The following is an 18,766-nucleotide window of genomic DNA, read 5'->3' on the forward strand; positions in this document are numbered from 1 at the left end:
CCTTCCGCAGTTCACCGGCGGAACGCGTGGCGAGGCTCCTCCTCGGCGTCGGCTACATCGGCCCGGGAAAGAGCGCTGAGGTGGTGAGGCAAGTCATCCGTCCGTCGGGACACGGCCGGAGGTGGCGTCGGTCGGCCGAGACCGAACGAGTGCTGCGCAAAGCGGGATGGCAACCAGGGCGTTCCGTGGCGACGGAGACGTGGGAGTGGATCCTGCGTGAGCGTGGCGCCTTCGTGGTCCACGAGGCTGCCCGTCAATTCCTTGCCGAGTTCGGGGGGTTGGTGATCTACGGCTTGCCCGTGGACTCGCGTACGACGCGATCGGCGGTCCACTTCGACCCGCTCACCGCCGAGGAGACGTTCGCCAGGCTGAGTGAGAAGGCTGGAACGCCGGTGTGTCCCGTCGGCCGCGCCGACAACGGGAATAGCTTCCTGGGCATGGGGGAGGACGGGGTCCTGTACCTCGCCAGGGAGGGCCTGGAGCAACTGGGCGACTCCGCCGACCAGGGGCTCGACGCGCTCGTACGGTCGCAGGCCACGATGGCCGGGCTGTGGGTTCCGGAGACTCCGGTGGGCGCATCGGCGTTCTGGGATCGTGTCGGGACGGTGAGGGCAGGCGACGACGCGGGGCGGCGCTGGCCGGATGAGACCGACCGGGTACTGCGCGCGGCCGGCTGGAGTCCGGGTCGTTCCGTGCCCACCGCGACCTGGGAGAGCGTGCTGCACCTGCACGGCGAGTTCGAGATCCACGAGGCCGCGCGGCGGTTCCTCGCCGAGTTCGGTGGTGTGGGCGTCCCGTTCCGGGAGCCGTGGGACTCCATGCCGTGGGGAGAGTTCCGACTGGAGCCGCTCCTGGCCCTGTGGGACGACGAGATCTTCGACGACCTCAGCGAGCAGGTCGGCACGTACCTCTATCCGGTCGGCATGGTGGACCGGCGGAACCAGTACCTGGGGATCGCGGAGGACGGCGCGGTCTACGTCGGCATGGACTCCGTTGCGCTGCTGGCGCCCACACCCGACGAGGCCGTGCAGCGGCTCACACGGCGAGTCAGGTGACGGGAGGCGCAGGCCCCCTCCTGGGGCCGTCGCTCACACGGCGTCGGCCGCCGTGGGCCGTCTTCACCTCGCGCAACGACCCTTGGGGCGACGCCGAGACCGCCAGGCTTCTGGAACGAGCTGGGCGCGTCTTTCGGCTCGACGGGCGGGAGTTGCGGGAGCTGAAGAGCCTGTTCTCGGTGTTCGCCCGCGAGTTGGGCTTTCCCGGCTACTTCGGCCACAACTGGGACGCGCTCGTGGACTGTCTGCACGACCGGCACGACCGGCACGACCGGCAGGACGTCGCCGTGCTGATCGATCACGCCGACAGCCTGCTCGACGTCGACTTTCTGGGTGTCTTCGTCTCGGTCCTCTGCCAGGCCGCCTGGCGGGCCAATCTCCAGCTCGACGCCGACGGGGTGCCGGACCCGGACTGGAAGGATGGACGTGGAGGTGTCGATGGGCGAGGTCGCCTGGTGGCGACCCTCGCCGGGGACGACTGGCCCGTGACCGCTCAAGCGCGGCTCAGCGGGAATCGGCGTGCTGGAAGTCGATCGTCGTGATCCGGGCAGCCTTCGGGGTCAGTTCGGCCACGCCCTGGCCCTGGAACTCGTCGGTGATCACAGCACCCCGCGTGGCACCGAGGGCGGACTGCGCGTCGCTCGGCACGAGTGCGGCGTTGGACCGGTAGGCGGGCTTCAGCAGGGTTTCCTGGGTGTGCGCGGCCGGGAACAGGGCGAGGACGCCGCCGTCCGCGGTGCGCAGCGCGTAGACGCTGGGGCCGGCCGGGGTCTTGGTGAAGAACTTCAGGGTGGCGGCGCCGTCGGCCGCACCCTTGGTGTTGCTGTTCTTGTAGGTCTTGAGGGCTTCCTGGACCGGCCCCGTGGAGGCGAGGTTCTTGCCCTCCTTCGTGCCGCCGGTTGCGAGCAGGTCCTCGTAGGCGGTGGCCACGGCGGACGGGGCGAGCTTGCCGACCTTCGCGTCGGAGTCGACGGCCTGGGCCAGGCCGCCCTGGCCGACGGCGAGCTTCGGGAACGGTTCTCCGCTGTCGGCCCACAGGGACAGCACCATCTTGTACGTCCCGTCCACCTGGTCGAAGACCAGCAGCACCGAACTCTTCTCGTCCTTGCTGGACCTGGCTTGGACCGCGAACCAGTCGCCGGTCCCCTTCTCCGGGATCACGTATCGGCGGTCCTGGTAGGAGAAGGGCTTGGCGTAGGCCTTTCGGTCCTTCGCCGAGAAGGTCGGGACGAGGGTGTAGTTGGCCTTGTCCATCGCGTGGACCTGGCCGCCCTCGACCGTGCCCAGGAGCTTCTCGTCCAGGGCCGCGTTGGCCTTGTTGTTGACCTTCTCGTAGTTGTCCATCACCGCGGCAGCGGCCTTCTCTGTCACCACGCCCTGGGGTGCGGCGCTCGCGGACGCCTCACCGTTCGCACCGTCGGATTCCGCGCCGCCACCGCATGCGGTGAGGCTGACCGCCGCGGCCACGCCGACCAGGGGCACGACGAGGCGGCTGGGCCGGAAGCGGAGGGGGTGCGCGGGGGGCGTCATCGGGCTCTCTTTTCTCTTGTAGCTATTCAGGTGGGTGATGCGCCGTGCTGATGTTGGAGTAGCGGGCTGGAAGCTGCTCGGAAGTGTGATCCTGGGCAGTTCGCCGTGGTTGACACATGCGTCGGAGCGGAGGGTCGGCCGTTCCTGTACTCGCCGCCCTGCGGTCGCGCGGCCCCGGTGCTCCTTCTTGGTCTCCCGCGGCTCAGCGGTTGATCGACTGGATCTCCTGGACGTTCATGTCCTGCGTCGTTTCGAAGGTTCCGTCGGGCAGATCACCGCCGGTACCGTTCGCGCCCTGCCAGGTGATCTGCCAGGTCACCGAGGCGGACAGGCGGTACGGCGTGCCGTTCGTGGCCTTCAGGTAGCGGATGCCGCAGGGCGGGGTCCCGTCGGCGCCCTTCTCGTACGGGGTGCCGATGCTGCCGTCGGCGTTGATCTCGCAGTCGCCGGAGGCGGGATAGGTCTGCGCGTCCTCCGTGCCCGGGTCGAGGTGGAGGGCGACGGGCTTGGCCGTGGTCTCCGCCCACAGCCCCGTGTTCGGGAGCTCGGCGCGGACCTTGACGTCCTGGAAGGTGGCTTTGTCCAGCCAGACCCAAGTGGGCAGGTTCACCGTGGACTTGGTGGTGGGCTTCAGCTCGATCTCGGTGTCCGGGACCTCGACCTTGTTGTAGGCGTACTCGGCGAGCGTCTTCGGGGTGGGCGCGTGGGCGATCTTCGGTATCTCGCCCGCCGGCTGCCAGAACATGATGCGGGTGCAGTCCCAGGAGTCCGGGTCGGAGATGTCCGGTGCGACGCTGCGCCAGAAGTAGCCGTCCTGGCCGAGGTTGTAGTTCTTGTAGCCCTCGACGCTCGCACCGTTCTCGAAGATGTTGGTCGTGGGTTTCTCGTCCCGGTAGTGGTCCGTCCAGAGTCCCTTGCCGGCCCAGTACTCGTGGATGCCGACGTCTCCGACCCCGTTGGTCTCCGAGAAGTCCTTCAGTGCCGCGGGGGTGAAGACCGGCTCGTACCAGCAGGCCGGCGGCTTCCAGTTGACGTCGACGGACGAGACGGCACCGCGCTTGCCGCCGGTGGGACCGCTGACCTGGGTGACCTTGATCCGGGACTGGCCGGCGGAGGCCAGCAGGGTCTTACCGTCGGCGCCGCCCTGCGTGGTGTCGTGGCCGCCGGGCACGGGCTTGCCGGCGTACGCGGTGCCCGCGGTCCAGACGAGGGCTCCAGTGGTGAGGGCCAGAACCCACGTCGCGCGCCGGGGAGAGATCACTCCTGGCATTCCGTCGCCTTCTCCTTGACGGTGATCTGCTGGGCACGCCACACCGGCGAGCCCTTCGCGGACGCCATGACGAGGCTGAACTTGAGGAAATCGTCCGGGCTTTCCTCGGTGTGGAGGACCTTCCCGCTCTTCACTTCCTTGCCGTAGACCTTCGAGGCGTCCTCGCAGAAGGCGACGCGCACGAGCTTCACCGACTTCGAGTCGCCGGCCGCGCTGGTCTCGGCCCGGTAGTAACGGTCCTTGCCGGTGAGCGTCCAGCCGCCCTTCACGTACTCCTTGATCTGCGTGTTCGCGTACCGGGCCGCGTCCCCGGCGGAGTAGTACTGATAGGCGGGGTCGGAGGGGTCCTGCTGCGTGATGCCGTGGTTCAGCGCGCGGAGGTAGTTCTCCGCGTCCGCGAGTGCGGCCGCGTTGTCCGCGTCCGACGGCCTCTCGAAGTCGAAGACCAGGTCCAGGTCCTCGGGGAGACTCACGTCCGGTCTGTCGGCGACGGGCGATGCCGACGCCGAAGCCGACGGACCCCCCGACTCCCTGTCCGCCCCCTTGATGTCATCCGGAGACCCCCCGTCACCCCCACCGCACGCGGTGAGCAGAAGGGTCGCCGTCATGGCGAACGCGGCGGCGGTGACGGGCAGGGCGCGGCGGGCCACGATGGATCTCCCCCGGAGGTCGGCGTGTGCAACGGGGAACGAAGCTATCAGGGGTAGGTAAGGGGCCTTTAACTACCTGCGGGGGATTGTGTAGAGAGCGTGAGGGTGTGGCGTGGCGATTGCGAACGGCGCACTCGGTGAGAGGTCAAAGGGGCGTCAACTCGGGCATGTCCGGCAGGTCGTGAGGAAGTGATCCGAGAGGTTGTCCACAGGGCCCTGCCCGACCTTCGACGCCGTACATAAGATCTCTGTAGGCTCAGTACACCCCCCAGGACACCTACACCCACTCCCTCCACACACCACCCAGGACACCCGCCATGCCGCGACGCCGCACTTCCAGCTCGTCAAGCTCGACGGGAAGCTCGACGGGCAGCCCGAGCACCCCGAGGAACCGGACCCCGCAGGCCGTGCGGATCCGGCGGCGTTCGTTCGGGGACTTCGTCAAGGCGTTCTTCGCGTTCGTCGCGCTGCTCGTTCTCGTGGTGGGAGTGCCGGGGGCGCTGGCTGTCGCCGTCGGGTGGCCGTTGCCCAACGGGGTGCCCAGCCTCGACTGGCTGCAGAAGCCGATCACCACCGGCACCTTCCTGCACATCCTGACCGTCATCGTCTGGCTCGCCTGGGCCCAGTTCACCGCCTGCGTGCTCGTCGAGATAAAGGCCGCCGTCTCCGGCGTCGGTGTACCCGGGCGCGTTCCCGGCGGCGGTCCGAGCCAGCTCCTCGCCCGCCAGCTCGTCGCCGCCCTGCTCCTCGTCGGCGCCACCGCCGCCAGCCTCACCCCGGGGCTGTCCCAGCTCGGGCACAGCTTCGACGAGAACCAGCGTGGGACCGTCGCCGCCGCCCAGCAGACCCCCGGCGGCGGCCTCTTCGCCCAGCAGCAGGAGCAGGCCGCCAGTACCGCCGCCGCCCTCGCCGAGCAGGCCGCCGGCGCCGCCGCGCACGCCGATGCCGGGGGCAGCGCGTCCAAGGCCGACGACACGAAGTACTACCGGATCCAGCCGCCCGAGGGCCGCCACCACGACTCCCTCTGGGAGATCGCCGAACGGCACCTCGGTGACGGGCGCCGGTACAAGGAGATCTTCGACCTCAACAAGGACCGGGTGCAGCCGGACGGTTCCAAGCTGTCCGAGGCCAGCCTCATCCGGCCTGGCTGGATCATGGAGATGCCGGGCGACGCCCGGGGCGGGGATCTCGTCGAGATGCCCGAGGCATCCGGAGGCTCCGCCGCCCAGCAGCAGATCCACGACTACGGCCGGAGCGGCGACCACGCCCAGGGCGGCGGCGCACAGCAAGGCGGTGGCGCCGGCCATGTCTCCCTCCCGGAGCAGCGCCCCGCCCCCGACCAGCAGAACGACCAGCAGACCGGCCACCAGGAGCAGCACCAGCAGCACGCCACCTCCACGAACGCCGCCTCCGACGCCTTCGGCCTCCCGCAGGCCCTCGTCGGCGCGCCCCTCCTCGCCGCAGGTCTCCTCGGCGCCCTCGGGCGTCGCCGCCGGCAGGCCCTGTGGCAGTCGGCCTTCGGTGCCGTGGGCGGCCGGCGCGGCATGGAGCCGCCCACGCCGACCGGGGACGCCGCCGACGCGCAGGACGCCCTGCTCGTGGGCGCCGACCCCGAAGGCGTACGACTGCTGGACCGCTCCCTGCGCGGGCTCGCCGCCTCCCTCGGCGCCGAGTCGCGCCCTCTGCCCACCGTCTACGCGACCTGGCTCAGCAACAACGGCGACCTTCACCTCCAGCTCGCCCAGCCGTCCGGAAACCCGCCGGCCCCCTGGCAGCTCGGCCAGGACCAGACGTTCTGGATGCTCGCGCGCACCGACGCCGAGCGGTACGAGGACGTCGACGCCGCCGCCCCCTACCCCGGCCTCGTCAGCCTCGGCACCTTGGACGACTCCCGGCTGCTGCTCAACCTGGAGTCGGTGCCCGGCATCGTGTCGCTGAGCGGCAGCGAGGCCGACCGTGCCGCCGTCTTCGCCTCCGTCGCCGCCGAACTGGCCACCAACGGCTGGTCGGACCGCATGACCATCACCCTCGTCGGCTTCGGCGAGGACCTCACGCCCCTCGCGCCCAACCGGCTGCGGCACCTCGAAGGGATCGACGACCTCGTCGAGACCATGGAGGCCGAGACCCGCCAGCGGCGCGGTGCGCTGGGGGCCGCCGGCCACGACTCGGTCCTCACCGGGCGCACCGGCCCCGCCCAGCACACCCGTTGGGCCCCGCACCTCGTCCTCCTCGCCGCCGAGCCCTCCGCCGACGACGCGATGAAGCTCGCCGAACTCGCCGCGGACGCCGGCCGGCTCGGCATCGGCTACCTCGTCGGCACCGAGAGCGGTGATCTGCCCGGCGCCGCCTGGGAGATGGAGATCACCGGCGAGGGCAAGCTGCTCGCACCGCTGCTCGGCCTCGAACTCGACGCCCAGCTCCTGCCCGTACCCCTGCAGCGCGCGGTCGTCGAACTGTTCGTCGAGTCCGACCCGGAGCGCGAACCGCAGGGACCGGCCACCGCACCCCCGTTCCTCGTCGACGTCAGCGAGCAGGGACGGCCGGCGGTGTACGCGCGGCTCGTCGGGCCGTACGAGATCATCGGCCTCGACACCCCCGACGGCGACCGCAGCGCCCTGCTTCACGAGGCGCTCGCCCTGCTGCTCCTGCACCGCGAGGGCGTGCACCCGCGCGTGCTGTCCTCCGCGCTCTGGCCGCGCGGCGTCACGGACGACGTACGCGAGGCCCTCCTCGACCGGCTCCGGGCCTGGCTCGGCACCGACCCCGACGGCTCGCCGCGCCTCAAGACCGACAGCACCGGACGGCTCACGCTCGCCAAGACCGTCGTCTCCGACCTCGACGTACTGCGCTCCCTCTACCACGAGGCCACGCAGGGCCGCGGCGTCGACAGTCGTGCCGTGCGCGGCCGGCTGCTCACCGACGCGCTCGTCCTCGTCCGCGGCCCGCTCCTCGCCGACCGGCCCGAGGGGCGCTACCGCTGGCTCACCCACGAGATCATCGACGCCCAACTCCCGCTCCTCGTCGCGGACATCGGCCTCGCGCTGTCCGAGTTCCACCTGGTCAAGGACCGTGCGGAGAAGGCCATCGAGGCCCTCGGCGCCGCCCTCAACTCCGCGCCCGGCGACGAGCGCCTCTGGCACGAACTGCTCCGCGCCACCCACGCCACCGGCGACACCGACCGGCTCCAGGCCCTCGCCGCCGACCTCATCAACCGCAGCGGGGCCCGCGGCCTGCCGCCGCGCACCGAGGCACTGCTCGACGAGCTCCTGCCGACGTGGCGCAACGGCGTCGCGGCCGTGGGATGACCACCTTCCTCGTGATCGCCGCCGCGCTGTGGGGCGCGGCGGCGGGTGCGTTTCTGCCGAGGGCCGCCTATCGGTTCTCCGTCCCGTCGGGGGAGGAGTGGCGGACCACCTGCCCGGGTGAGCACGCCCTCGGGGGGTGGATCGGATGGGCGCGCTGCAAGCAGTGCGAACAGCGCGAACAGTCCTACGGCCCGCCCGTGGCCCTTCTCTCCACCCTCACCGCCCTCGTCTGCGCCGCCCTCGCCGCCGCGACCGGCACCCGGCCCGAGATCGCCGTCTGGCTGCTGCTCGCCCCCGTCGGCGTACTGCTGGCCGTGGTCGACCTGCGGGTGCAGCGGCTGCCCGACGTCCTGACCCTGCCGCTCGCGGGCGCCGCCCTCGCACTGCTGGGCGTGATGGCGTTCGTGCCCGAGCACACCGGGGACTGGCTGACAGCACTCCTGGGCGCCCTCGCGCTCGGCGGCGGCTACTTCGTGCTGTTCCTGATCAACCCCGCCGGCATGGGCTTCGGCGATGTGAAGCTCGCGCTCGGGATGGGGGCGGTGCTGGGCTGGTACGGCTGGCCGACGGTCATGCTGGGGACCTTCGCCGGGTTCCTGTTGGGGGCGCTGTACGGCGGTGCGCTGGTCGTCGCGCGGAAGGCGGGGCGCAAGACGGCGATCCCCTTCGGACCGTTCCTGATCATGGGGGCGTTCGTCGGACTGCTGATCGGCGCGTACGCGGCCTGACGTGTGCCTCGCAAAACCGCTGGCGTAGGCTGGCGCAGTCCGTCCATTACGGATGGTTCCGCCCACCCGTCTCCCACCACCACCCTTGTTCAGAGCGCTTCGCGCACGCCTTTTGATTCCTTGACGAAAGGGACGCTCCGGTGACCGAGAAGGCCGACCTTCAGTCCGTCCTCGACCGCGCCGCATCCGGTGGGCGGATCACTCCGGAGGAGGCGCTCGACCTCTACCGCGACGCCCCGCTGCACGCGCTGGGCGCGGCCGCCGACGTGGTACGACGCCGTCGGTACGCCGGGACCGAGCACATCGCGACGTACATCATCGAGCGGAACATCAACTACACCAATGTCTGCGTGACGGCGTGCAAGTTCTGCGCGTTCTACGCCCCGCCGAAGGCCAAGGACAAGGGCTGGACGCGCGACCTCGAGGACATCCTGCGCCGCTGCGCGGAGACCGTCGAGCTGGGCGGTACGCAGATCATGTTCCAGGGCGGCCACCACCCGGACTACGGCGTCGAGTACTACGAGGAGCACTTCTCCGCGATCAAGCAGGCCTTCCCGCAGCTGGTGATCCACTCGCTGGGCGCCTCCGAGGTCGAGCACATGGCGCGGATCTCGAAGGTGAGCGCGGAGGAGGCGATCCGGCGCATCCACGCCGCCGGTCTCGACTCCTTCGCCGGCGCCGGTGCCGAGCTGCTGCCCGAGCGCCCCCGCAAGGCCATCGCGCCCCTCAAGGAGTCCGGTGAGCGCTGGCTGGAGATCATGGAGACCGCCCACAGGATGGGCGTCGAGTCGACGTCGACGATGCTCATGGGCACCGGCGAGACCAACGCCGAGCGCATCGAGCACCTGCGGATGATCCGTGACGTACAGGACCGCACCGGTGGTTTCCGGGCCTTCATTCCGTACCTCTACCAGCCGATGAACAACCACCTGAAGGGCCGCACACAGGCCACGATCTTCGAGTACCTGCGGATGATCGCGATCTCCCGGCTCTTCATGGACAACATCGCCCACATCCAGGGCTCCTGGCTGACCACCGGCCAGGACGCGGGGCAGCTGACCCTGCACTACGGCGCGGACGACCTCGGCTCGATCATGCTGGAGGAGAACGTCGTCTCGGCGGCCGGTGCCAAGCACCGCTCCAACCTCCAGGAAATGATCGACATGATCCGTACGGCGGGACGGGTCCCGGCCCAGCGCTCCACCACGTACGAACACCTCGTCGTCCACGACGACCCGGCGAACGACCCCGTCGACGCGCGGATCGTGTCCCACATCTCGTCGACGGCGATCGAGGGTGGCACGGCACATCCCGAGCTGAAGATCCTCGCGTCCAACTAGCCCACAGATGGAGACGATTCACGCCGCCGACGAGGTCCGGTACACCTGGTCCTCGGACCCGATCAAGGGCGGTGCCGTCCTGGTGGGGCGGGACCGGGTCGGCGCCGTGGGGACGCTGGAAGAGCTGCGCGAGCGGTTCCCCGGCGCCCGGGTCCGCAGGTGGCCCGGCGTCCTGGGCCCTGCCCGCATCCACGAGGGCCCGCTCCCGGACGCCCCGAGCCCACGTGAACGCATCCACGCCGTGCTGAAGTCGGGTGCGGTGGCGGTCCTGGAGGAGTACGCCGACACGCCTGAACTCCGCGCGGCGGCCGAGCGGAACGACGTGGTCGTGCTCCCCGGCGTGCAGTCCACAGGGATCAGGGAAGTGGGCCGTGCGGATCTGGCCGTCTTCGACGAGAGCGGCGAGTGCATCGCGACGGTGTGCGCGGGCAGGTTGGTCCACAGACGCCGTTAGCCGGAGCGCCCCGAAAGGGGCGCGGGGCTGTATCGATTTGCGGCTCCGCCGCGTGGGCGCGACCAGCCCCCACCGACCCGCAGCCGAGACCCACTACTCCGCGAACGCCTCCGCGAAAGCACCCGAACTCTGCTCCACCCCGCTGCAGTTGGTGAGCTCGTCACCCTCGTCGTCACACTGCTGATCCCGGAACGTCGACCACATCGACACCCACCCGATCTCCTTCTCCTCGGCGAAGGAACGCACTTGGGCCGCGTCCGACAGCGTGAACGTCTCGTTGTCGACGTCGTTGACCCCGATCATCGACGTCAGCGCGATCGCCCGCCACGCAACGGCGTCCGACGTCCCGAAGACATCCGTCAGCTGCGTATGCGCGGCCTTCGCCGAGGTGATCGCGTAGTCGCCCATGTCCTCGTCGTACGACTCGCCGTAGTTCATGGTCATGAGGTTGATCGTGGAGACCTGTACGGCACTGTTGTTGGCGGACTCCAGCAACGCGATGCTGTCGTCGTCGAGCCCCGACGGCATCACGGGCAGCGTGAAGGACACGGTGAGGTCGCTGCGCGACTTCTGCAGGAGCGCGATCGCCTCCGACCGCAGCTCCACCGACGCGGAGTCCGTCAGCGCGTCACCCTCGATGTCGAAGTCGGCCTGGGTGGAGCCGGCCGCGTCGAGGGCCTCGCCGTAGGCCTGCGCGAGCGCCGTCGCACTGTCGCAACTCTCCGCCAGCTCCTTGCCCGACGCCCCGCCGAAGGAGACCCGCACACTCGCGCCGTCCTCCTTGAGCCGCGAGATCCGGGAGGCCACCGAGGAGTCGCCGATGGCGTGCGAGTCGTTCCACGTGGGGGTGCAGTCGCTGCCGTCCGCGATCACGAAAGCCAGGTTGTACGTCGTCGGAGCGCCGGCCGAGTCGTTGGCGGAGGCTTCCGTGGCGCTGACGTAGGGGGCGTACGACGTGCTCGCCGAGGTCTCTTCGGAAGCCTCGGCGGACTGGGCCGGCGTCGCTTCCGAGGTGGTGTCGGTGTCCGCGGAACAACCCGCCGTGGCCAGGGCAAACAGGCAACTCAGCCCTGCCGCCGGCCTCAGGAAACGCCGCATTCGGCATGCACCCGCTCTCGTGATTTCTGTCTCAGGATGGAAACAAACTGTGTTGGGCGAGTGGAAATGTCTCACACGAGGCTGAGCTTCATGAGGACAGGATTTACACAGAGGGTGCATGGGCACGCGCGAATAAAACAGGCTATTCGGTCATCCGAAGCGGGCAATCAACCCCTTTCCCTTCCCTGGGAGTTGCGCAGGCGTTCCAGCGAACTCTCAGAGAAGGGACAGGTTAAGACGTTTCTCATACGCGCCTCACATGAATTCCTGAGTTTCGGACACATAAAGACTCTCTAACGTCCGGGGAATGCATTCCGAGCCTGCCATCGAAAACCGCGCCGAACGTGGTCGCCGCCGCAAACGCCGTGGCAACGAGTCCGCCGACGGACCCGTGTTCGTTGACAACTCCGGACGCCGCTCCAAGATGCTGCGCCGGATCGGTCTTCTCGTCGGTGTCCTGTGTGTGGGGTACGCCGTCGTCCTGGGCCTCGCCTTCATGGGCATCGGCACCTCGAACCCGTCCTCGCTGCTGCCCTTCGGGGGCGGCCAGGGCCAGGGAGGTCCGGGCGCCCAGAACGGCAACGGACCCGGCACCCAGCCACAGGGCGGCATCGGCAACAGCGTGAGGCCCAGCGGCTCTCCGCCCGCGCTGCCGTCGGGCGTGCCCACGCCGTCCGCCTCCGCGACCGCCAACTGACCGGAGCGCAGCCACCCTTATGACTACGACGACTCCCTCCCGCGGCCGCCGCCGCGCCCCCTCACGCCTGGGGCGGGCGGCGGGCAAGGCCGCGGCGCTCCAGAAGCCGCGGGTCCTCCTCGCCGGCCTGCTCCTGCTCGCGCTGACCAGCGTGATGCTGCTCGACGGCTATCTGCGCGCCGAGGTCGGCGGCGACGAGCGGGTCCGCGACGGGGCCAGCTCCAGCAAGGTGCCGGACAAGATCCTCGACGGCGGCCCGATCGTCAGCTTCCGCGGCGGCTCGGCGACGAGCGTCTCCGTCCCGGACAAGACGATCGCGCTGACCTTCGACGACGGCCCCACCCCGACGTACACGCCACAGGTGCTGGAGATCCTGGAGAAGTACGACGTCCCCGCCACGTTCTTCGTGGTCGGCTCGATGGTCTCGCGCTACCCGGGCATCGTGAAGGACATGGTCGAGCAGGGCAACGAGGTGGGCATCCACACCTTCACCCACGTCGACCTCTCCTACCAGAGCGACGCCCGGGTCAACCGCGAGATGCAGCAGACCCAGTTGGCCCTCGCGGGCGCGGCGGGCATCACCACCACGCTGTTCCGGGCGCCGTACTCCTCGGAGACGGACGCCATCGACAACTACAGCTGGCCCGTCTACGAGAAGCTCGGCGAGGACGGCTACACCAGCGTCTTCGTCGACACCGACAGCGACGACTGGAAGAAGCCGGGCGTCTCGAAGATCGTCAAGTGGGCGACGCCGGACGACAGCGACGGGGCGTCCGTGCTCTTCCACGACGCCGGTGGTGAGCGCTCGCAGACGATCAAGGCGCTGCCCGAGTACATCGAGAAGATGAAGGCGAAGGGGTACACCTTCACCACCATCAGCGGGGTCATCGAGCAGGAGCAGTCGGCGAACGGCCAGCAGGCCGGTGGACCGGCGGCCACGAACGGCCAGCAGCCCGGCGCAGGCACGGGTGCCGGCAACCTCCAGGCCGCCCACCGCGAGGCCGCCGGAGCGACCCTCTACGAGGGCAAGGCCTTGCTCGCGGCCGTCGCCGTCGCCGAGTACGCCGTACCCACGCTGTCGGTCGGCCTCATGGTCGTCGGCGTCGCCGTCATGGGGCGGTTCGGGATGATGCTGATCCTCGCCCGCCGCCACTACAAACAACGCAACAAACGCCGCTTCAGCTGGGGGCCGACGGTCACCCGGCCGGTGAGCGTGATCGTCCCGGCGTACAACGAGAAGGAGTGCATCGCCAACACGCTCAGGTCGCTGGCGCAGAGCACCCATCCGATCGAGATCATCGTCGTCGACGACGGTTCGACGGACGGTACGTCCGAGATCTCGCGCAACGCGGCCCACGAGCTGGGCATGACGAACGTGCGGGTCATCCGGCAGGAGAACGCGGGCAAGCCGGCCGCCCTCAACAACGGGGTGCGCAACGCCAGTTACGACATCGTCATCATGATGGACGGCGACACCGTCTTCGAGCCGGACGCCGTGCAGCAGCTGGTGCAGCCCTTCGCCGACCCCGAGGTCGGCGCGGTCGCCGGCAACGCCAAGGTCGGCAACCGCGACACGATCATCGGCGCCTGGCAGCACATCGAGTACGTGATGGGCTTCAACCTCGACCGCCGTATGTACGACCTGCTGCGCTGCATGCCGACGATCCCCGGCGCGATCGGCGCGTTCCGCCGCGAGGCGGTGCTCGAGGTCGGCGGTATGAGCGAGGACACGCTCGCCGAGGACACCGACATCACCATCGCCATGCACCGCGCGGGCCGGCGGGTCGTCTACCAGGAGCACGCCAAGGCCTGGACGGAGGCGCCGGGTTCGCTGAAGCAGCTGTGGTCGCAGCGCTACCGCTGGTCGTACGGCACCATGCAGGCGCTGTGGAAGCACCGCAAGTCCCTGACCGACAAGGGTCCTTCGGGCCGCTTCGGCCGGGTCGGGATGCCGCTGGTGGTGATCTTCCAGATCGTCACGCCGGTCTTCGCCCCGCTGATCGACGTCTTCACCGCGTACTCGATGATCTTCATCGACTTCCAGGCGGCACTGCTGGCCTGGCTCGCGGTGCTGGCGGTGCAGCTGGTCTGTGCCGCGTACGCCTTCCGGCTGGACAAGGAGAAGTACCGCTACCTGCTGATGATGCCGCTCCAGCAGCTGGCCTACCGGCAGATGATGTACCTCGTCCTCATCCACTCCTGCATCACGGCCCTCACGGGCGGCCGGCTGCGCTGGCAGAAGCTGAAGCGGACCGGCGAGGTCGGGACGCCGACGGGGGCGAGCTGATGAGCTGGGAGCAGCAGGGGTACCAGCAGCAGGGGTACGGCTACGGGGACGGGGACGGGGACGGGAACGGGAACGGGCAGGGGTACGGCGGCAATGAGCAGCCGCAGTATGCACAACCGCAATATGCACAACCGCAATATGTACAGCCGACGTATCCGCAACAGACGTATCCGCAGCAGCAGTACGTGGACTACGGGCAGCCGGTGGCGGTGGAGGAGAAGCCGCCGCCGAAGCCCGCCGGTCGCGACCGCTACTTCGACATCCTCCGGGCCGTCGCCCTCATCCGGGTCGTCACCTATCACACCTTCGGGTGGGCCTGGTGCGGGATGGTCTTCCCCTCCATGGGGATCATGTTCGGCCTGGCCGGCACCCTGATGGCGAAGTCGCTGGAGCGGCCCGCGCCGAAGGTCGTGAGGAGCAGGCTCCGCCGACTGCTGCCCCCGTTCTGGTTCTGGGGCTTCTTCGTGGTCCTCGCGATGCTGATCCACGACTGGATGCCGCACTGGGAGATCGTCTACTGGATCGTGCCGTTCGGCGATCCGCCGGGGAACCAGTGGGGCGTACAGGCCTGGGAGATCCTCTGGTATCTGCGGACGTATCTGTGGTTCGTGCTGCTGTCCCCGCTTCTGCTGAAGGTGTTCCGGCCGGCGCCGGTTCCGGTGCTCGTCCTGTCCCTGGCGCCGATCCTGGTCCTCAACTTCGCGTGGTCCGGGCCGGAGGGACGGCTCGGCAACGAGATGTGGGACTTCTCGACGTATCTCTTCTGCTGGATCCTCGGCTTCGCGCACCGCGACGGCGTGCTGCGGAGGATGAAACCGGCGCTCGTGGTCGTCCTGTCCTTCGTCGCGATCGGCTACGGCGGCTGGTACGCCTTCTCCCACCAGGGCGAGGTCGGCACGTACGACCTCGACGAGATCCCGCTCGCGCAGGCCTTCTGGTCGGCCGGGTTCGTGATGCTGCTGATGTGGGCCAAGGCGTACTTCGCGATCGACTTCGCGTGGCTCACCCGCTTCAGGCGGCTCGACCGGGTCGTGACGGTCTTCAACGCGCGCGCGGTGACGATCTACCTCTGGCATGAGATCGCCCTGATCCTCGCCGTACCGCTGATCGACCAGTTCTGGAACGTGCCGGCCTTCGAGAAGTACCTGCCGCTGGAGAGCCAGTGGTTCATGTTCGGGATCGGGTGGGTGCTGATCGCGGTGTTCGTCCTGGCCTGCGGCTGGGTGGAGGACGTGGCGGCCAGGAAGAAGCCGAAGCTGCTGCCGTGAGCGGGGCCTGGGCCGCTTCCTCGGGGGCGGCTGCAAGAATGGGCCCGTGACCCGCGCTTCCCTGAACAAGCAGCCGCACGAAGTCGCCTCGATGTTCGACGACGTGGCGGAACGGTACGACCTGACGAACGACGTGCTGTCGCTCGGCCAGGACCGGGCGTGGCGCAAGGAGGTCGCCAAGGCGGTCGACGCCCGGCCCGCGCAGAAGATCCTTGACCTGGCGGCCGGCACGGCCACCTCGTCCCTGCCCTTCGCACAGACCGGCGCCTACGTCGTCCCCTGCGACTTCTCGCTGGGCATGCTCAAGGTCGGCAAGAAGAACCATCCGTGGCTGCCGCTGACGGCGGGCGACGCGACGAAGCTGCCCTTCAAGGACGACACCTTCGACGCGGTCACGATCTCCTTCGGGCTGCGCAACGTGCAGGACTTCGACGCCGGGCTGCGTGAGATGTACCGGGTGACCAAGCCCGGCGGCCGGGTCGTGATCTGCGAGTTCTCGCACCCGACCTGGGGGCCCTTCCGCACGGTCTACACCGAGTACCTGATGCGTGCCCTGCCGCCGGTGGCCCGCGCGGTGTCCTCCAACCCCGACGCGTACGTCTACCTCGCCGAGTCCATCCGCGCCTGGCCCGACCAGCCCGCGCTGGCCGAGCGCCTGCAGAAGGCGGGCTGGTCGAAGGTGGCGTGGCGGAACCTGACGGGCGGGGTCGTGGCCCTGCACCGCGGGTTCAAGGCGAGCTGAGGGTTCAGGGCGGGCCGATCCCGACGGTGCAGGGGTCGCCGGGTTCGTCCAGCTCGCGCTGCAGCCCGCCGCCCGACGGGTTCGGCACACGCGGCTCGCGCATGCCTCCGCCGCCCTCGCCCGGACCGAAGTCCAACCACACGTAGACCATCGACTCCCGCGGCACCTCGGCGCCGGGCTGCGGGTACTGGCGTACGACGTAGTCGACGACGGCGAGGTGGAAGTCCTGCCGGTCCGGCGCATTGATGAACAGGCCCTGTGCCTTGGCCGTCTCGCGCGCGTCGACGGCCATCAGACCGACCAGACGAGGGACGCGCACTTCGGGCGTTTTGGGTGTTATTCGCACAGATGTCACCCCCAGCGGTATTGGCAGGGTAACCGCACTGGGGCGCTACCTGGAAGCGCTGAGTATTTTTCTGTAGCCGATTATCACTCTGCGTCACAGATCAAGGCGGAAGCACAGCGCGTTCTCCGGCAGCCGCGGATGCGGGAACGTCTCCGCCGCCACCATCCCGAGCCGCCGGGTGACCGCGATGGACCGTTCGTTGCCGGGTCTGACCAGCGCCACGACGTTGGTGACGCCCGCCGCCCGCAGCCGTTCCAGCGTCATCTGGGCGGCCGCGGTGGCGTACCCCTTGCCCCAGTGCGCGCGCCCGAGCCGCCAGCCGATCTCGATCTCACCCTTGGGTCCCCAGTCCTGCGGCCACGGCTGGGCGCCGGTGAACCCGATGACCTGCCCGTTCTCGTCGACCATGGTCCACAGACAGAACCCCCGCTCGGCGTCGTGCCGGCGCTGGCGGGCGGTGAGTTCCTCGTAGACGTACAGCTCCGCCGACCTGCCTCCGTGGAACTCCATGACGTCCCGGTCGTCGAAGATCCGGTGCCAGGCGACGGCGTCCTCGTCGGTGGGGACGCGCAGCCTTACTACAGGGAGAGCTCGGTTCACGGGGCAGCCCTTCAGCCGGGTGATCAATCGTGCTGAATAGACTGCCCATGTCCAGTGCCGGTCGGCACGCACATTGCGAACTTGGGGAGATCCCGCCGTGACCGTCGTGACTGAGCCCCTCTCCGAAAACACCGCCGATGTCATCGTCGTCGGCGCGGGGCCGGCCGGCTCCACGACCGCGTACTACCTCGCCAAGGCCGGACTCGACGTGCTTCTCCTGGAGAAGACGGCGTTCCCGCGCGAGAAGGTCTGCGGCGACGGCCTCACCCCGCGAGCCACCAAACAGCTGGTGGCCATGGGTATCGACATCTCCGAGGAAGCGGGCTGGCTGCGCAACAAGGGCCTGCGCATCATCGGCGGCGGCGTCCGCCTCCAGTTGGACTGGCCGGATCTCGCGTCCTTCCCGGACTACGGCCTCGTCCGCAAGCGCGACGACTTCGACGAGCAACTCGCCCGCCAGGCGCAGAAGGCGGGCGCACGCCTCTATGAGCGCTGCAACGTCGGCGCCCCGATCATCGACGACCGCACCGGTCGTATCACCGGCGTGCACGCCAAGCTCGGCGACACCGGCGAGAAGCGGGAGGTCACCTTCCACGCGCCGCTCGTGGTCGCGGCCGACGGCAACTCCACCCGGCTGTCCCTGGCGATGGGCCTGCACCGCCGCGAGGACCGTCCGATGGGCGTGGCCGTCCGCACGTACTTCGAATCGCCGCGCCACGAGGACGACTACCTGGAGTCCTGGCTGGAGCTGTGGGACCGACGGGGGCCCGAGCCCCGGCTGCTGCCGGGCTACGGCTGGATCTTCGGCATGGGCGACGGCACCTCGAACGTGGGCCTCGGCGTGCTCAACACCTCCGACTCCTTCAAGGAGCTCGACTGGCGCGAGGTGCTGAAGGCCTGGTGCGCGTCGATGCCGGAGGAGTGGGGCTACACGCCGGAGAACATGACGGGCCCGATCCGCGGCGCCGCCCTGCCGATGGCCTTCAACCGCCAGCCCCACTACACCAAGGGCCTGCTCCTGGTCGGCGACGCCGGCGGCATGGTGAACCCCTTCAACGGCGAGGGCATCGCCTACGCCATGGAGTCCGGCAACATCGCCGCCGACGTCATCGTCCAGGCCCACGCCCGGGCCACACCGGCTCAGCGTGAGATCGCGCTCCAGCGCTACCCGCAGGTCCTCAAGGACACCTACGGCGGCTACTACACGCTGGGCCGCGCCTTCGTGAAGCTCATCGGCAATCCGAAGGTCATGAAGATCGCGGCCCAGCGCGGCCTCACCCACCCCCTGCTCATGAAGTTCACCCTGAAGATGCTGGCCAACCTCACCGACCCGACGGGCGGCGACGCGATGGACCGCATCATCAACGGGCTGAGCAAGGTGGCCCCGAAGGCCTGA

General features: G+C 69.3%; 17 protein-coding genes. 11 read left to right on the top strand and 6 right to left on the bottom strand.

What is annotated here, in order from left to right; translation table 11 throughout:
- The first annotated feature begins 185 nt into the window (after nt 1-185).
- Both OHU89_RS29070 and OHU89_RS29075 read left to right on the top strand, forming a co-directional pair.
- A complete protein-coding gene (locus OHU89_RS29070) occupies nt 186-1,055 on the top strand; it encodes an SUKH-3 domain-containing protein (protein ID WP_405647151.1) in 870 nt (289 codons plus the stop codon).
- Nucleotides 1,052-1,597 carry a barstar family protein gene (locus OHU89_RS29075; RefSeq protein ID WP_405647153.1) on the top strand — a complete coding sequence of 182 codons (546 nt, stop codon included), beginning with the start codon at nt 1,052-1,054 and terminating at the stop codon, nt 1,595-1,597. Before OHU89_RS29070 ends, OHU89_RS29075 begins: the two co-directional genes overlap by 4 nt.
- On the opposite strand, the gene OHU89_RS29080 is transcribed toward OHU89_RS29075, so the two are convergent.
- The 3 genes from OHU89_RS29080 to OHU89_RS29090 all read right to left on the bottom strand — a co-directional run bounded on the left by OHU89_RS29080 (nt 1,560) and on the right by OHU89_RS29090 (nt 4,505).
- The gene (locus OHU89_RS29080; RefSeq protein WP_405647155.1) at nt 1,560-2,585 is read right to left on the bottom strand and encodes a hypothetical protein; all 1,026 of its coding nucleotides are present in this window, start codon (nt 2,583-2,585) and stop codon (nt 1,560-1,562) included. The two genes, OHU89_RS29075 and OHU89_RS29080, sit on opposite strands and share 38 nt — an antisense overlap.
- A 202-nt stretch (nt 2,586-2,787) precedes the next feature.
- On the bottom strand, nt 2,788-3,855 hold the full coding sequence (locus OHU89_RS29085) for a hypothetical protein (protein ID WP_405647157.1): 1,068 nt from the start codon (nt 3,853-3,855) through the stop codon (nt 2,788-2,790).
- On the bottom strand, nt 3,843-4,505 hold the full coding sequence (locus OHU89_RS29090; RefSeq protein WP_405647159.1) for a hypothetical protein: 663 nt from the start codon (nt 4,503-4,505) through the stop codon (nt 3,843-3,845). The genes OHU89_RS29085 and OHU89_RS29090 overlap by 13 nt, the downstream gene beginning before the upstream one ends.
- A gap of 317 nt (nt 4,506-4,822) precedes the next feature.
- Here OHU89_RS29090 and OHU89_RS29095 point away from each other — a divergent pair, with 317 nt between their 5' ends.
- The 4 genes from OHU89_RS29095 to OHU89_RS29110 all read left to right on the top strand — a co-directional run bounded on the left by OHU89_RS29095 (nt 4,823) and on the right by OHU89_RS29110 (nt 10,332).
- Nucleotides 4,823-7,810 (top strand): BTAD domain-containing putative transcriptional regulator, encoded by a 2,988-nt coding sequence (locus OHU89_RS29095; protein ID WP_267015153.1) that lies wholly within the window; start codon nt 4,823-4,825, stop codon nt 7,808-7,810.
- The gene (locus OHU89_RS29100) at nt 7,807-8,538 is read left to right on the top strand and encodes a prepilin peptidase (RefSeq protein WP_405647161.1); all 732 of its coding nucleotides are present in this window, start codon (nt 7,807-7,809) and stop codon (nt 8,536-8,538) included. The genes OHU89_RS29095 and OHU89_RS29100 overlap by 4 nt, the downstream gene beginning before the upstream one ends.
- Nucleotides 8,539-8,678: 140 nt before the next feature.
- Nucleotides 8,679-9,878 (top strand): cyclic dehypoxanthinyl futalosine synthase, encoded by a 1,200-nt coding sequence (gene mqnC, locus OHU89_RS29105; protein ID WP_405647163.1) that lies wholly within the window; start codon nt 8,679-8,681, stop codon nt 9,876-9,878.
- Nucleotides 9,879-9,885: 7 nt separating this feature from the next.
- Nucleotides 9,886-10,332, top strand: a complete 447-nt coding sequence (locus OHU89_RS29110; RefSeq protein WP_405647165.1) for an imidazolonepropionase-like domain-containing protein — start codon at nt 9,886-9,888, stop codon at nt 10,330-10,332.
- A gap of 93 nt (nt 10,333-10,425) precedes the next feature.
- Here OHU89_RS29110 and OHU89_RS29115 read toward each other — a convergent pair whose 3' ends face one another.
- Entirely contained in the window at nt 10,426-11,430 is a 1,005-nt protein-coding gene (locus OHU89_RS29115; protein ID WP_405647167.1) for a hydrolase, read from the bottom strand.
- A 307-nt stretch (nt 11,431-11,737) separates the two neighbouring features.
- Here OHU89_RS29115 and OHU89_RS29120 point away from each other — a divergent pair, with 307 nt between their 5' ends.
- From OHU89_RS29120 to OHU89_RS29135, 4 genes are read left to right on the top strand one after another with little or no spacing between them, the layout of a single operon-like run.
- Nucleotides 11,738-12,127 (top strand): hypothetical protein, encoded by a 390-nt coding sequence (locus tag OHU89_RS29120; RefSeq protein ID WP_405647169.1) that lies wholly within the window; start codon nt 11,738-11,740, stop codon nt 12,125-12,127.
- 19 nt (nt 12,128-12,146) lie between these two features.
- Entirely contained in the window at nt 12,147-14,414 is a 2,268-nt protein-coding gene (locus OHU89_RS29125) for a bifunctional polysaccharide deacetylase/glycosyltransferase family 2 protein (RefSeq protein WP_405647171.1), read from the top strand.
- On the top strand, nt 14,414-15,682 hold the full coding sequence (locus tag OHU89_RS29130) for an acyltransferase (protein WP_405647173.1): 1,269 nt from the start codon (nt 14,414-14,416) through the stop codon (nt 15,680-15,682). Before OHU89_RS29125 ends, OHU89_RS29130 begins: the two co-directional genes overlap by 1 nt.
- A 46-nt stretch (nt 15,683-15,728) precedes the next feature.
- A complete protein-coding gene (locus OHU89_RS29135; protein WP_405647175.1) occupies nt 15,729-16,424 on the top strand; it encodes a demethylmenaquinone methyltransferase in 696 nt (231 codons plus the stop codon).
- Nucleotides 16,425-16,428: 4 nt separating this feature from the next.
- On the opposite strand, the gene OHU89_RS29140 is transcribed toward OHU89_RS29135, so the two are convergent.
- Both OHU89_RS29140 and OHU89_RS29145 read right to left on the bottom strand, forming a co-directional pair.
- Complete coding sequence (locus OHU89_RS29140; RefSeq protein ID WP_266889074.1) at nt 16,429-16,743, bottom strand: PASTA domain-containing protein; 315 nt, start codon at nt 16,741-16,743, stop codon at nt 16,429-16,431.
- Nucleotides 16,744-16,863: 120 nt separating this feature from the next.
- Entirely contained in the window at nt 16,864-17,370 is a 507-nt protein-coding gene (locus OHU89_RS29145) for a GNAT family N-acetyltransferase (RefSeq protein ID WP_266889073.1), read from the bottom strand.
- Nucleotides 17,371-17,467: 97 nt separating this feature from the next.
- On the opposite strand from OHU89_RS29145, the gene OHU89_RS29150 reads away from it, so the two are divergent.
- On the top strand, nt 17,468-18,766 hold the full coding sequence (locus OHU89_RS29150) for a geranylgeranyl reductase family protein (protein ID WP_046261010.1): 1,299 nt from the start codon (nt 17,468-17,470) through the stop codon (nt 18,764-18,766).

The organism is Streptomyces sp. NBC_00019, from assembly GCF_045041015.1.
Taxonomy (GTDB): domain Bacteria; phylum Actinomycetota; class Actinomycetes; order Streptomycetales; family Streptomycetaceae; genus Streptomyces.

Coding starts and splice junctions, on each gene's coding strand:
- OHU89_RS29125 (WP_405647171.1), top strand. CDS start 12,147: ATGACTACGACGACTCCCTCCCGCGGCCGCCGCCGCGCCCCCTCACGC.
- OHU89_RS29130 (WP_405647173.1), top strand. CDS start 14,414: ATGAGCTGGGAGCAGCAGGGGTACCAGCAGCAGGGGTACGGCTACGGG.
- OHU89_RS29095 (WP_267015153.1), top strand. CDS start 4,823: ATGCCGCGACGCCGCACTTCCAGCTCGTCAAGCTCGACGGGAAGCTCG.
- OHU89_RS29115 (WP_405647167.1), bottom strand. CDS start 11,430: ATGCGGCGTTTCCTGAGGCCGGCGGCAGGGCTGAGTTGCCTGTTTGCC.
- OHU89_RS29085 (WP_405647157.1), bottom strand. CDS start 3,855: ATGCCAGGAGTGATCTCTCCCCGGCGCGCGACGTGGGTTCTGGCCCTC.
- OHU89_RS29120 (WP_405647169.1), top strand. CDS start 11,738: ATGCATTCCGAGCCTGCCATCGAAAACCGCGCCGAACGTGGTCGCCGC.
- OHU89_RS29080 (WP_405647155.1), bottom strand. CDS start 2,585: ATGACGCCCCCCGCGCACCCCCTCCGCTTCCGGCCCAGCCGCCTCGTC.
- OHU89_RS29100 (WP_405647161.1), top strand. CDS start 7,807: ATGACCACCTTCCTCGTGATCGCCGCCGCGCTGTGGGGCGCGGCGGCG.
- OHU89_RS29110 (WP_405647165.1), top strand. CDS start 9,886: ATGGAGACGATTCACGCCGCCGACGAGGTCCGGTACACCTGGTCCTCG.